This window comes from Thioalkalivibrio sp. HK1, from assembly GCA_000583135.1.
Lineage (GTDB): Bacteria > Pseudomonadota > Gammaproteobacteria > HK1 > HK1 > HK1.
In genome coordinates, this window is the sequence record JFBG01000084.1 from 1 (window position 1) to 14,395 (window position 14,395).

The following is a 14,395-nucleotide window of genomic DNA, read 5'->3' on the forward strand; positions in this document are numbered from 1 at the left end:
TAGGAATCGAGGAAAAAGTTTCACAATCGGCGATATTTGATAGGAATCAACAAAGGAGGGTAATTTTTTTTGCTATTCTTACCGTCCTGCGTGATCCGAGTATTTGTGCGAAACCAGAATTTCGTGTAAATGCGCAATGAAGATGTACAGCACAGATAGGAGTGGAAAATGCTAGGTATGTTCGACAACAGCGTTGCCCCGCTACCGACGGCGGATAAGATCACCACTATCCCCGTATTGAAGGCACAGACTCAGGCGCACGCATCACTCGGCCTCTTATGCGGCACTGCGAGGAGTCTGCCTAACTAGGGCATCTTGATCAACACGCTGTATCTGCAGGAGGCGTTGGCAAGTTCGGCGATTGAAAATATCGTCACTACACAGGACGAGGCTTTTCGTGCTGACCTGATGCCCGAAGCCGCCTCTCCCGAGGCAAAGGAGGTTGTCCGTTATCGGGATGCGATGCGACGCGGCTATGCCGATTGGCGTGAAATAGGTGGTATTTCCGAAAATATGCTCATCTCGATGTTTCGGATTCTGAAACAGCGTGAAGATGGCTACCGCACCACGCCGGGCACCAAGTTAATCAATGAGCGAACAAAGAAAGTCGTCTATGAGCCACCCCAAGATCCTCAAGAGATTATACGATTGATGCGAGAATTGGAGGCTTTCATCAATAGCAAAGAAGACGACGAAATTGATCCGTTGGTTCGCATGGCCCTCATCCATCACCGCTTTGAAAGTATCCATCCTTTTCCGGACGGTAATGGTCGAGTTGGAAGGATATTGAACGTCCTATACCTGACTCATGCAGGATTGTTGGATATGCCAATTCTTTACCTTAGTCGGACTATCAACGCTACCAAAATGGACTACTACCGACTGCTCCAAAAAGTACGCACCGATGATGCTTGGGAAGAGTGGGTGATTTATATGTTGAATGTAGTCACGCAAACGGCATATTCTACGCTGAAGCTAGTTGAGGATATTCGTGAGCTAATGCTACGCACGAAGAAACGTATGCGAGATGAATTGCCAAGAATTTATTCGCAAGACTTGTTGAATAATTTATTTCGATTTCCTTATACTCGAATTGATTTTCTTGCGAAAGATATATCTCGTGAAGCTCAAACGGCACGTAGATATCTGAAAGAACTGACGGATAAAGGGTTTGTTAGCGAGATAAAACAAGGTCGTAATAACTATTATATCAATGACTCATTGGTTGAGTTATTTGTGGATGTTTCAGCGACTAGCGATGATAAGGAAAGTTAGAGCATTTCCCTTGCCCTAGGGCTATCTGGGACACCACCAATTAAGACCTGATCCCAGCCCTGATTTTATGGGATGGCAGAGGTGTTCCATGGCCAGTCAGAGGAATGTGGACTCGGAGAGAGCGGATAACGGCCAAGCGCAAGCAAGAAGTCGTGAGGTGAGTGGACCCTCGATGGCCCCATCGATTGAGTGTGGGTGATTTGATGCCTCGATGTGCCCCCAGGCGGCTGACCGAGTGGTGCAGACATCGCTCGCCAAGCCAGTTCACACGCGATGAAATAGACGGAGTCCTGATCGCCGCCTGATTGTCATGAGTGTCCCAATAACCCTAGTGTGCTACGATCCTTGGTAAGCATTGAGAAAAAACGTTTATTTTTGCCGATTTTTGATATGAGTCTAGAAGACGATTTCATATATGGCATTTTTTGATATGTATTCATGAGAAAGATTCATTTTCAGCGATATTTGATAGGAATAAGGATGACCGATAGGCACTCCGTCGCCGGAAATGATCGCGATCACGAGGAGACCGGCCTCGCTTCGTGGCAGACGTCTGATGAGATACGGATATTTGGCTGATATCAGAGAATCTTCGCCAGATTTTTGATGTCTCCGAGGAAAAATCGAGCCACTCGAAGTTCGCGGCCAATGCCTCGAAGCCGGATAAGTGCACATCCACGTCAGCGAGAAATTTCGCCACGAAGCGTTGGGTGGGTGCACTGCGGTCAGCATTCCCTACGAATGCGATGGCGAGGTACTAGGAGGGGATCCTTAGATCCCGATCCCATCGGCATCCCGCCCGCATGGAACGCGAGTGCGTCATTGACATCGCGGCAAGAATGGTCGGCACTTTCCTGTGAGACTGCCAAAGCCCTGTCGTTGACATCGGTTCGAGCGACTGGCCCAATGGGCAGGGCACTGGTCGGATTGGTGCAGTACCGCCCATAGGTGCTACCCATCCAAGCGATGCATGGGAAAACGAGCCTCGGAAAATTGCTCATCCCTCCCGTAATCAGTCAGTTCGGCTCTCACGGCGGACCAACCTCCAGAGCGAGTGCAAGATGCGATCTGTTGGGGGACGAAAGCCCTGCGGATTCCGCATAGAGTTATTTTTGATAGGAATCGAAGAGAAAGATTCATTTTCAACGATATCTGATAGGAATTGAGGAAAAAGATTCACATTCAGGGATTTTTGATAGCAATCGAGAAAAAGGATTCATTTTTGGGGAATTTTGATAGGGGTTTGGGAAAAAGATTCATTTTCGACATTTTTTGATAGATGTAGGAGTAGATCAGTGGTGCTCGTTTCAGGTCTCTGGTTGGCAGGTCAAGCCATGTAGGCGGTATTATCCTGCCGAAATCTCCGTCTGATGGGTCTTTTTGTCGTTTGAACCAGGGAATTTCGCTTAGGAGGCATCGCTTTTGCGGGTTTCTCCGCAGCATCGAGCCTTGAAAAGCCTCCCATTGTTCGAGGTTATCCCCGAAAACCAGCATTTACCCAAGATATTCACCGATATCTGGCCTATAATCGCAATAAATTGTCAAAAATGACCCTTCTTGGGGCGGAGCCAAACGAGTGCGGGTGCCCTCGGATAAGCGTGTCAATCGATATTCGCAGCTAGTGTGCTTTGTCTGGTGGCTCGTATTGCCCACCGAGAGCGAGGTACATTAGGCGAAAAAGCCGTGGGAAAGGCGAAATAGGGCGGTTTCATTCTCGATGATCGTTGGGAAATATCGGAAAAATAGATTCATTATTCGCGATTTTTGATGAATGTCGATGAGAATGAATTCATTTTTCAGATTTCTTGATAATCATTATTTCAAGTTCAGTTATGGTTGTTTTTGATAATCATCGATAAAAATAGGTTCATTTTACGCTATAATAAGTATCTGATAGCATCAATGGATATGCGAAAAATCGATTTCGCATATCAATGAACCAAGAGAAATAACAAGAAGAAGGAGCAAGATGCAAAATTCGTTCGAGAATGTCGCTCCGCTGCCGTCGGCGGAGAAAATCACCACGATTCCCGTCCTGAAAGCACTGGGCGATGCTCGGGAGGCTCTGGGTGAACTGCGTGGGAAGATGAGAGGTTTGTCCGATCTGGGCATCCCCATGGACACGCTATACCTGCAAGAGGCCTTGGCGAGCTCGGCCATCGAGAATATCGTCATCACGCAGGAAGAGGCATTTCGCGCCTTCTCGTTGCCCGATATCGCCTCTCCCAAGGCAAAAGAGGTCGTTCATCACTGCGATGCCTTGCAGCAAGGCTATGCCGATTTGCGTGAGATAGGCGGCATTACCGAAAACATGTTCATCTCGATGTTTCGTATCTTGAAGCAGCGCGGAGACGGCTATCGCACCCAACCGGGCACCAAACTGATCAATCTGCGCACGAGAGAGGTGGTCTACGAGCCGCCGCAAGACCCGCAAGCGGTCGTGCGGCTGATGCGAGAACTGGAATCCTTCATCAATGCCCAGGCGAGCGACGGGCTCCACCCGTTGGTCCGCATGGCGCTCATCCACCATCGCTTCGAGAGCATCCATCCCTTTCCCGACGGCAATGGCCGTATCGGGAGGATCCTGAATCTCCTGTACCTGATCCACACGGGCTTGCTCGATGCGCCCATCCTCTACCTCAGCCGCGCCATCCATGCCGCCAGACCGGATTACTACCGCCTGCTGCAAAGGGTGCGCACGGAGGATGCTTGGGAGGAGTGGGTGATTTACATGCTCGATGCGGTGACGCAAACGGCGCGCTCGACCATCAAATCGGTCGAGAGCCTTCGCAAGATAATGCACCACGCCAACAAACGGATGCGCGAAGAGTTGCCCAAAATCCATTCCCGAGATCTGTTGAACAACCTCTTTCGCTTCCCTTATACGCGGATCGAACTTCTTTCGAAAGACATCGACCGCGAACCCCAAACCGCGCGCCGGTACCTTAAAGAGTTGACGAAAAAGGGCTTCGTTCGAGAGATAAGACATGGCCGCAACAATTTTTATATCAACGACCCTTTGGTTGCGCTATTGACACATATCCAAGCAGGCGGGGTGGAATAGGGTAGCCCTGAAATCACCCTTTTTTCGCCGCCGAGAGATAACCGTAAGGGAAGCGAAATATCCGGGCATCGCTAATCGGAGAGCGATGCCCTTACATCACTGAAAACAGGCCGAAATAGCGGTTTTTCTCGATGAAAACCAGCATGATTTTTCATGCTCCCATAGCCGATTTATAGGGCGAAACTATAGATTCGACCGACCGAATCATAAGAAAGGACGTACTGCCTGTTGACAAAGGATAGAAGAGTCTGTATAATTGCGCCGCTTGAAAAAACGGACCGAAGACCCACATTGGTTGAAAGCGGAAGAACATTCATCGACCGAACCCGGAGCACAATCCATGACCAACGCCCCATCCCGCGGTATCCTCACCGAGTTGCCGAATGGCTTGAAGGTCGCCACCCATCCGATGCCCCATGCTAAAAGCCTGTTCGTCGGCGTCTGGGTAAACGCCGGAGCACGCGACGAGCGCGATAGCGAGGCTGGCATCGCCCACATGCTTGAACATATAGCATTCAAAGGAACCAAGAGCCGCACCGCCCGTGATATCGCCATCGAAGTGGAGAATGTCGGCGGTGATATGAATGCGCATACCGGTCGCGAAGAAACCGCTTACCACATGCGCCTTCTTCCCGAGCACTTGGATATGGGGATCGATATTCTCGCGGATATCCTGACCAACCCGACGATGCCGGAAGACGAGATCGAGCGCGAGCGGGGGGTGATCATTCAGGAAATCGGCCAAGCACTCGATGAGCCCGACGATCTTCTTCACGATCTATTCGCCCGTGCCGCTTACGGCGAACATACGCTCGGTCGTCCGATCTTGGGTTCGGTCGATAACATCAAGGCTTTCTCGCGCGATGATCTCACGGGGTTCATGAACCGGCATTACGGATCCGGTCAGATGCTGGTTGTCGCCTCCGGTGCGGTCGATCATGAGGATTTCGTCCGCCGCGTCGAGGCCAAACTCGGTGGGCTTGAAAACGCTGAGAACGCCGAGCGCATCACCCCGAAATGGCATGGCGGGCGCAGCATCGAAGCGCGCGATCACTTGGAGCAGATGCACATCTTGGTCGGCCTGCCAGCCTTCGGAGCATACGACGAGCGCCGCTATGCCTTGTCCTTGTTCTCGACGATACTCGGTGGCGGCATGTCCTCCCGCCTCTTCCAAGAGGTGCGAGAGAAGCGCGGGCTTTGCTATACGATCTTTTCCTACCCCGATCTTTATTCCGATAGCGGGCATTTTTCCATCTACTCCGGCACATCGGCGGAGCAGGTGAACGAGATGCTTGCGGTGACCGCCGAGCAGATTGTCGACCTTGCCGATGGCGTCAGTGCCGATGAGCTCGAACGAGTCAAGACGCAAGTCCGTTCTTCGATGGTGATGTCGCGCGAGTCGGTGCAGGCGTGTGGCAGGTCGCTGGCGGGCCAAATTCTTCGACTCGGCGAGCCCCAGGATGACTCCGAAATCCTGAACAAGTACGCAGCCGTGAGTTTGGCCGACATAAAATCGATCGCCGCCGACCTGATCAACGGCGGCCCACCGACAATCGCCGCCATCGGCCCCAAAGCCGACATCATGTCGAACGAGACCTTCGCCGATCTTCTCACCAAAGGCAAGAAGGCCTGAACCGACAAGGCAGGCAAGGCAGCCCCTTTCGCCTCCCCCCGAGGCGAAGGGGGCTTATATGTTGTCACAATATCCAGCATCTTTTAATTTGCCGATCCGCATAGCCCGGAGAAGCAATCACTCGAGAATTTTCATCAGGTCCCGCAGTACGCTATGCCCTAGCGTGCTTGTTTTTCTCCGTTTCCACCCGCTTGCTGTAAGGGATGAATATGAGGATTGAGTGACTAATATGCTCGATGCGATGGCACAAGCAGCGCGCTCGACCATCAAATCGGTCGAGAGTCATCTCAATCCTTGTACGCAAATCGAGATTCTCGCGAAAGACACCTCCTGCGAACCCCTCAAACCATGCGCCGATATCCGAATGAGTTGACGAAAAAGGACTTCGTTCGAGAGATGAAATACGGCAGCATACTCAAGACTCGGATTCAATTGGATGACGATGCCGTTATATCGATAAAAACAGGCTGAAATAGCGATTTTTCTTGATAAAAATCAGCATGATTTTTGTGCTTCCATAGCCGACTTATAGAGCTAGATCATAGATTCGACCAGCCGAGTCAGAAGAAAGGACGTATTGCCTATTGACAAAAGATAGAAGATTTTGTATAATTGCACCGCTTGAAAAAATGAATCGAAGACTTATATGGATTGAAAGCGGAAGTACATCCCTTGGCTAGACACGGAGACAATCCAACCATGACTAACAACGCACCCCGTGGTAACCTCACCGAGTTGCCGAATGGTTTGAAAGTCGCCACCCGTCCGACGCCGCAGGCAAAGAGCCTGTATCTCGGTATCTGGGTGAACGCCGGAGCACGCGATGAGCATGATAGCGAGACCGGCATTGCCCACATGCTCGAGCATATAGCATTCAAAGGAACGAAGAGCCGCACCGCTCGTGATATCGCCATCGAAGTGGAGGATGTCGGCGGTGGTATGAATGCGCATACTGGTCGCGAAGAAACCGCTTACCACATGCACCTTCTTCCCGAGCACTTGGATATGGGGATCGATATCCTTGCGGACATCCTGATCAATCCGACGATGCCGGAAGACGAGATCGAACGCGAGCGGGGTGTGATCATTCAGGAGATTGGCCAAGCACTCGACAATCCGAACCGTATGCTTCAAGACTTATTCTCCCGTGCCGCTTATGGCGAGCATACGCTCGGTCGCTCGATCCTCGGTTCGGTTGATAACGTCAAATCATTCTCTCGTGATGATCTCACAGGGTTCATGAATCGTCATTACGGTGCCGGTCAAATGCTAGTTGTCGCCTCCGGTGCGGTTGATCATGATGATTTCGTCCGCCGTGTCGAGGCCAAACTTGGTGGGCTCAAAAACGCCGAGAATGCCGAACGCATCACCCCAAAATGGCAAGGCGGACGCTATATCGAAACACGGGATCATCTGGAGCAGGTACACATCTTGGTCGGCCTGCCGGCCTTCGGTGAGCATGACGAGCGCCGCTATGCCTTGGAGTTGCTCGCGCTGATGCTTGGTCATGGTTTCTCCTCTCGCCTTTTCCAAGAGGTGCGAGAGAAGCGAGGGCTTTGCTACGGGATCGGATCCGGTGCTAGGTTTTACTCCGATACCGGATGCCTACTTATCGGTGCTGGCACATCGGCAGAGCAAGTGAACGAGATGCTTGAGGTAACCGCCGAACAGATTGCCGATCTTGTCGATGATGTAAGTGCTGATGAACTTGACCGCGTCAAGACAAAAATTCGCTCATCGAAAGTGATGATGAGCGAGTCCGTGGGTGATTGCGGCGAGTTGCTAGCGAATCAGATACTGCTCTTCGGCGAGCCGCAGGACGAAGAGGATATCTTGAACAAATACGAAGCCGTGCAGTTGGCCGACATAAAAGCCGTCGCCGCCGACCTGATCAACGGCGGTCCGCCGGCAATCGCCGCCATCGGCCCCAAAGCCGACATCATGTCGAACGAGACCTTCGCCGACCTCCTCACCAAGGGCAAGAAGGCCTGAGCCGACAAAGCAGGGGTAAGTCCAGCCCCCTTCGTCTCATCCGAGGCGAAGGGGGCTTTGTTCGTTATGGGAATCCCTTGGAGATCGGTGTCTCTCCTCGGGTTTCTGCTCGCCTTATCCGATTTTTCGGCACAAAATCGTCCATCGAGGCTACGATATCGCTTTTCCGGCTCGGAATTGGCGAACATCAGACGATACTGTGAGTCTACTAGGGGGAAAGTGGCTTACGATTCGCGCAAGGCTCGGCGTTTCGGCTCCGCCGCGAGCGGCACTGCTTGCGCGCGGGTTGGCAGGGGAAAGTGGGAGCACACGCCCTCGGGAGTCGATTGAGCCGATGGGACGGGCGAGCGCAAGTTCGTTTCCCAGATGCCGCCAAGCCTGTCGATCCGGAGGCGTTTTTGGCTAAAATACCGCCCGGCTTAGGGTATCGCCGGGCTCACAGAGCGCATTTCGGGATCGCAAGCCCACTGAACAGACAGGCTCGGATGGGGCTTGCCCGTCCGATCGCAGAGGCACTACCCTCACCGAGAACGGCACCACTACAGGAAGAATGACGATGGTGATCTACACAATCATGTTGGCGCTCAACGAACTGTTCCTTGACAAGCTGTTTTCATGGATCTACATCCTAGCCCGCAGCATGGGCAGCAGAGTGGCGACCGAACGCCGATACGAAGAGCTCAGGGTAGCGAACGAGGCCTTGGAAAAAAAGTCGATGGCGAGGCTGGACAACATCAGCAAGAACCTCGATATCCTGAAAGAGCAGTCCGATATCGACCATGAGATGGCCCTTCGAGCCGAATCGGAATCGAAAAAAGCCAAAGAAGAACTCGAGATCACAAAACAAGAGGTCAAACGCGGCCGCGAAGAAGCCGACCGCATCCAAGTCGAGATGAAAAAAGTCTACGAAGATCTTGAAAATGCGCAAGCCCAAGCCGAGCACTACCGCAAACAGGCCATCGACACCCAAACGGAACTGGAAAGCGCTCGCAAAGAACTCGAAGAGATGAAAGCCCAATCCGAGCGCTGAATGTGCTCCAAGGTTATTTATGCGCTTGAAAGCGAAGGATTTATCCCGCCTGAATGACTTCGCCAAAGGAGCCATAGCGATGACAAACTACCAGATCATGCTTTTGATCAACGTATTCCTCCTCGGATTCATGTTATTGAGTCTGTATTTCACGGTACGCTTTCGTAAGCTGTCTCGTCAAGCCGAAATCGATCTGGGGGGAGCCCGCAAGGAACGGGATGATGCGCTCAGTCAGAATAAAGACCTTCGCGAGGAACTCGATACCCTCAAAAAGCAATCTGATCACGAGACTGCAAAGGAAGAGGCCTATCGCATCCAAACAGAGATGAAAAAAACCTATGAAAATGCGCAGGTTCAGGCCGATCACTACCGTAAACAGGCCATTGATACTCAAACGGAGCTGGAAAAAACTCGCAAGGAACGTGATGATGCGCTCCGCCAGACTGAAGTCTCTCGTGAAGATGCTCGTCAATCTCAAATCAAATTTGATGGTGCTTGCAAAGAACTAGAAGGTGAAAAAGATCAGGTTGAACACTATAAAGATCAGTGCCGTTTTATTAAAGAAGCGTATGAAGACTGCCAAAAAGAAACTGAGAATGCGCTCCGCCGACTCAAGAACTGCCGCGAGCAGATTGAGGAAGAGCGTAAGGAAGAATTGAAAGGATTCGCCAAGAAAATTATTCCGGTCCTGGATAAAATGGAGCGAGATTTGGATGATCTACACCTTGACGGTGGATCCTTAGCCATCTCCCCATCGGCCGTCTCAGATCATAGCAGTATCATCAAGAATATGGCTCTATACTTGAAAGAATTTGAACAGGTAATGGAGAGATCTGGATTCCAAGTCTTCTATCCTAAAGGTAGACCTATCGATTTCAAAACCAGCCGAATCATAGGTGATGAGAGGAGAGAGGGGGTAGACTCAGGAATTGTCCTTTCCGTCTATCGTAAGGGATGGCTGTTCGGTGGAAAAATTGTGCGCTTCGCGGATGTAGTGATCGCTAAATAATTTTTCTTTCTCTGACTCAGAGTGCGCTGCATTGTCGATCACAATCGATTTTTCGATATAAAGTAACATGCTTTCGGAGAAAAACATGTCGATAGCCAATTTTGAACGTATCAGAAAATCTCTCGATTTCCTTCAAGAAGCTCTTGCTAATTTTGTTGAACGAGAGATTAGAAAAGAAGGAATCTCAAAAGAAGAGATGCTCAAATTGTTAGCAAATCCATCACCAATCCAGAGACGATTGGCGGATAAGCCAATTGATATGTGGGATGTATCTGCTTTGATCGAGGTGATATTGAAGACTTGGAGAGAGATTTTCTATAAAAACCACACATCTCAAATTCGAGCGTATATATTGGAAAGTCGAGGAATTCGCAATCAATACAGTCATCCGACTCCGAAACGTGAAGAATTTGATGATGACTATACCTATAGATCACTCGATACCATCTGGAGACTATTAGAAGCGATATCGGCTCCGCAATCCAAAGAGATAGAGATATTTAAGAAGGAAGTAGAGCGATCAATGTATGACGTGCCATCGCCCAACAATCCATCCGAAAAATCCGATGGAAAAACAGAATATATCATAGGTATTGATCTCGGTACAACGAACTCTTGCGTTGCGATCATGGATGAAGATGAATGTCGGGTTTTAGACGACCTAGAAGGTGGCGGCGGACCGATTATTCCTTCGGTGGTGAAGTTTCCTGAGGAGGGTGAGGTGTTGGTAGGTCATTTCGCGAAGACTAATAAGATCTATTTCCCAAAGATTACGATTGATTCTATCAAGCGTCTAATCGGTCGCCGATTTTATGATGAAGAAGTGCAATGCTATATCAAAGATGCTTCCTATTCTATTGTCAGGACGGATAATGGTGATGCTTCGACCGAAATTCACGGTGAATGTAAATTACCCCAAGAAGTCTCGGCTCATATTCTACATAAGATGAAACGAATAGCAGCGCAACATTTAGGTGAAATAAATGCAGCGGTGATTACCGTACCCGCGCGTTTCAATAATTCCCAACGCCAGGCGACCAAAGATGCAGGTCGTATTGCCGGACTCGATGTCAAGCGTATTATTAATGAACCTACTGCTGCCGCTTTGAATTATGTTAAAGATAATTGGCGAGAAGGTTTGAAAATAGCGATTTATGACTTTGGGGGTGGAACCTTTGATGTTTCGATCATTGAGATGGTGAAAATTGATGATAGACGCCGCATTGAGGTCAAGTCGACCAATGGTGATGCAACTTTAGGGGGTGTAAAATTCGATGCTCGTATCGCTGAATATGTTTATGACTATATAAATAAAGAACACGGATTGGATTTGCGTAAAAACAAAGACCCTAAGGCTTTGATCATCACGAAAGCGGAGATCGATTATCAAGCAGAAGAGGCAAAAAAGCATTTATCTAACGAGAAGCAGACATTTATGAATATTAAACCGCCAGCTATTGGATCGGAGGTGATCACAGTGAATTTGTCCCGATCTAGGCTGGAATCGCTGGTTGATGATTTGATCGCTCGCACAGTGGAGCCGTGTCGGATGGCGATGAAAGATGCCGGTGTTTCGGCATCTGATATTGATAAAGTCATTCTTGTTGGCGGTCAAACTCGGATGCCAAAAGTGCAAGAGTTAGTGAAGTCGATTTTCGGCAAGGAGCCTAGTTGGGGTGTTGATCCTGATAAATCTGTGGCACTTGGCGCGGCGATCTTGGGCGGGATGCTGGCAGATGGTGGCGGAAGCACTGATTTTGAAGATGTGACATATCAAGATGTGACATCTTATTCCCTAGGTATCAAACAGAAGAATGGAAAGATGAAGAAACTGATCGATAAAGGTACGATAATTCCTATTAGTAAGTCGCATATTTTTACTACATCCGAGGATTATCAATCGGCTGTGACTGTGTGTGTTTTCCAAGGTGAGAGCGAGATCGCTTGCGACAATGAATTGCTGGAGTATTTCCATCTCAAAGGGATTGAGAGAGCTCCTCGAGGGGTGCCAAAAATTGAGGTAAGCATCAATATAGATTCTAACGATTGTTGGAACGTATCGGCCATAGATAAGGCTACCGGCACAAAACGATCGATTCGAATCACTCGTCAAACAGGGCTTTTCGACGAAGAGATCGAACAGTTGGCTAAAAAAGTAAAGTTGAGTACTGAGGATGGTAGAAAACCCCATGAGTCGACAGATGGAAAAAGTGATATCGACAGCGAAGTTCATGAGGCGAAAAAAGTACTTGGTGAGTTTGGCAATCAAGTCGGAGAATCGGAAAAAACACTCAACGAGTATGAAGATGAGGCTAGCCTCACCAATGCGACCGAAGAGTCTGCTAAGAATTTGACAGATCCAAAAAATAAAGATGAGGCGGGATGGACTCCCTTACACAAAGCCGCTTGGGACGGGCACTACGAATCAGTCAAAAGGCTGATCAATGCTGGATTGGATCCGAACGTGACAAACAATCATGGACACACGCCTTTGCACCTCGCCGCATTCAGCGGGCATCTTCCCGTGGTTCGAGAGTTGGTCAATGTCGGATTCGATCTCAATGCGAAGGACGAGGAAGGCAAGACACCTTTGCATAATGCTGGGGGTCGTGGGCACTTTGATGTGATCAAAGCACTAGTTGAAGCCGGAGCAAATATCAACGCGACTATGCTCAATGGAAAAAAACCCTCTGATATTGCTGCCGAGCAAGGGCATGATGAGATATTCGCAAAGGCAGTTGCTGCCGCTCTCAATGCGAAAGACGAGGAAGGCAAGACACCTTTGCATAATGCTGCGGGTCGCGGGCACTTTGATGTGATCAAAGCACTAGTCAAAGCCGGAGCAAATGAAAATGCGACTATGCTCAATGGAAAAAAACCTTCTGATATTGCTGCCGAGCAAGGGCACGGCGAGATATTCGCAGAGGCAGTTGCTGCCGCCAAGCGTGCCGATTGATGCGAGGCGTATACCTTATCGGTATTTGGGTGTTACGCCTCAAAAATTCACCGATTGAGGGAGTGGGTGTTGTTCGTATCGGCGAAGGGCGGTGGTGCGGTTTTTTTCTACCTTGGCGGGGAAGTGTGCGATCAAAGGCTTCGGTTATGTGGCTGACTGCTTGAAATCGGGCATTGTTGCCCCGATGTCGGTTTTCGGTTTTTCGCTCGCAGATATTCGGCTATTGCAATCGGGACGGGTCTAGGATGGCATCGGCGGGTGTGTGACCTCAGTGCGGTCTGGGTCTCGGTTCCCGTTGTCAATGGCAACGTGCAGTATCGAAAAAGGGTTCGATCATCATGGCAAGTGAAGAGAAATCGGCGCAAGAGCCTTCCGGGGTGGATGCCTTCGTTGGTGGGGCGGATGGGCAGGGCTCTGCCGTTCGGGGTTCGGACGAGGTGATGGGGCAAGGGGATGCAGTCTCGTCGGGGGCTGGTTCGTCCTCTGGTGAGGATTTGGGGGGGCGGCAATCCTCCGAAGGTGACTCGCCGCAAGGGGAAGATGTGGGTCTCGATGCGGTGGCGGAGGGTGTGGGCGCCGAGAGCGAGGGTGGCGGTGCCGAGGGTGATGGTGCGGTCGATGCGCGGTCCGAGGCGGAGGTGCTTGGGGCGGATGAGGCGGTCGAGGTTTTGCCTTCGGCGGCGGAACTTGCCGAGGCGCGGGATCAGGTGGATCGTTTTCGCGATCAGGCGCTTCGGGCGCAGGCGGAGTTGGAAAATGTCCGCAAGCGTACGGCTCGGGATGTCGAGAATGCGCATAAGTATGCGTTGGAGGGTTTTATCAAGTCGATTTTGCCGGTTCGGGATAGTCTCGAACTCGGGCTTGTGGCGGCGCAGCAGCAAAAAAATGTCTCCGATGGGTTTTCCGGGGAGTCGAGTCCGGCACCGCAAGGGTCGGTTCAAGGGCAAGGGGATGCGGAGCCGATCTCATCTTCGGCGGCTGGATCGGTGGCTGAATTGGCGATCGAGCCCGGGCTTGGGTCTTATGCCGAAGAGGGGGTGAGTTCGGAGCGATCCTCGGTGGTCGAGCCCGATGATGGTGAATCGCAGGCTGCTGATTCGGCGGGTAGTTCGGGTATCGACAAGATCGTCGAGGGGATGGCGCTTACCTTGGAAATGCTCGACGGGGCGATGGGCAAGCATGGCATCGAAATCATCGATCCCAAGGGCGAGCTCTTCAATCCCGAGGTTCACCAAGCCATCAGCGAGGTGCCGAGTGAGGGGGTGGCACCGAAAACGGTGATCGATGTCTTCCAAAAAGGGTGCCTGCTCAACGGGCGGGTCATCCGGGCGGCGATGGTGGTGATCGCGAAGTGATGGTTGCTTGCGGGGATTGCCGGCATCCCGGGCATGTTTGATTTTCACGCTATCTAACTGGAAATCGGATAACTGGAAATC

At 50.7% G+C, this 14,395-nt stretch carries 9 protein-coding genes; all 9 read left to right on the top strand.

Annotated features, from left to right (window positions below; all coding sequences use genetic code 11):
- The first annotated feature begins 168 nt into the window (after positions 1-168).
- Positions 169-309 carry a hypothetical protein gene (locus BF99_RS23545; RefSeq protein ID WP_197019222.1) on the top strand — a complete coding sequence of 47 codons (141 nt, stop codon included), beginning with the start codon at positions 169-171 and terminating at the stop codon, positions 307-309.
- A gap of 6 nt (positions 310-315) precedes the next feature.
- The gene (locus BF99_RS21465) at positions 316-1,275 is read left to right on the top strand and encodes a Fic family protein (RefSeq protein WP_197019223.1); all 960 of its coding nucleotides are present in this window, start codon (positions 316-318) and stop codon (positions 1,273-1,275) included.
- Between the two features lie 1,969 nt (positions 1,276-3,244).
- Positions 3,245-4,339, top strand: a complete 1,095-nt coding sequence (locus BF99_RS0118285; protein ID WP_025772266.1) for a Fic family protein — start codon at positions 3,245-3,247, stop codon at positions 4,337-4,339.
- A 340-nt stretch (positions 4,340-4,679) separates the two neighbouring features.
- The gene (locus BF99_RS0118290; RefSeq protein ID WP_025772268.1) at positions 4,680-5,972 is read left to right on the top strand and encodes a M16 family metallopeptidase; all 1,293 of its coding nucleotides are present in this window, start codon (positions 4,680-4,682) and stop codon (positions 5,970-5,972) included.
- Between the two features lie 699 nt (positions 5,973-6,671).
- Complete coding sequence (locus BF99_RS0118300; RefSeq protein ID WP_051482979.1) at positions 6,672-7,964, top strand: M16 family metallopeptidase; 1,293 nt, start codon at positions 6,672-6,674, stop codon at positions 7,962-7,964.
- A gap of 556 nt (positions 7,965-8,520) precedes the next feature.
- Complete coding sequence (locus tag BF99_RS0118305) at positions 8,521-8,994, top strand: hypothetical protein (RefSeq protein WP_156013473.1); 474 nt, start codon at positions 8,521-8,523, stop codon at positions 8,992-8,994.
- A 79-nt stretch (positions 8,995-9,073) separates the two neighbouring features.
- Complete coding sequence (gene grpE / locus BF99_RS0118310) at positions 9,074-10,003, top strand: nucleotide exchange factor GrpE (RefSeq protein ID WP_197019224.1); 930 nt, start codon at positions 9,074-9,076, stop codon at positions 10,001-10,003.
- Positions 10,004-10,070: 67 nt separating this feature from the next.
- Positions 10,071-12,959 carry an Hsp70 family protein gene (locus tag BF99_RS22240; protein ID WP_025772275.1) on the top strand — a complete coding sequence of 963 codons (2,889 nt, stop codon included), beginning with the start codon at positions 10,071-10,073 and terminating at the stop codon, positions 12,957-12,959.
- Positions 12,960-13,297: 338 nt separating this feature from the next.
- A complete protein-coding gene (gene grpE, locus BF99_RS24040; RefSeq protein WP_025772276.1) occupies positions 13,298-14,314 on the top strand; it encodes a nucleotide exchange factor GrpE in 1,017 nt (338 codons plus the stop codon).
- Positions 14,315-14,395: the final 81 nt, after the last annotated feature.

Bases quoted from the DNA above. Each gene is read 5' to 3' on its own strand.
- BF99_RS23545 (WP_197019222.1), top strand. From the start codon at position 169: ATGCTAGGTATGTTCGACAACAGCGTTGCCCCGCTACCGACGGCGGAT.
- BF99_RS0118285 (WP_025772266.1), top strand. From the start codon at position 3,245: ATGCAAAATTCGTTCGAGAATGTCGCTCCGCTGCCGTCGGCGGAGAAA.
- BF99_RS0118290 (WP_025772268.1), top strand. From the start codon at position 4,680: ATGACCAACGCCCCATCCCGCGGTATCCTCACCGAGTTGCCGAATGGC.
- BF99_RS0118300 (WP_051482979.1), top strand. From the start codon at position 6,672: ATGACTAACAACGCACCCCGTGGTAACCTCACCGAGTTGCCGAATGGT.
- BF99_RS0118305 (WP_156013473.1), top strand. From the start codon at position 8,521: ATGGTGATCTACACAATCATGTTGGCGCTCAACGAACTGTTCCTTGAC.
- grpE (WP_197019224.1), top strand. From the start codon at position 9,074: ATGACAAACTACCAGATCATGCTTTTGATCAACGTATTCCTCCTCGGA.
- BF99_RS22240 (WP_025772275.1), top strand. From the start codon at position 10,071: ATGCTTTCGGAGAAAAACATGTCGATAGCCAATTTTGAACGTATCAGA.
- grpE (WP_025772276.1), top strand. From the start codon at position 13,298: ATGGCAAGTGAAGAGAAATCGGCGCAAGAGCCTTCCGGGGTGGATGCC.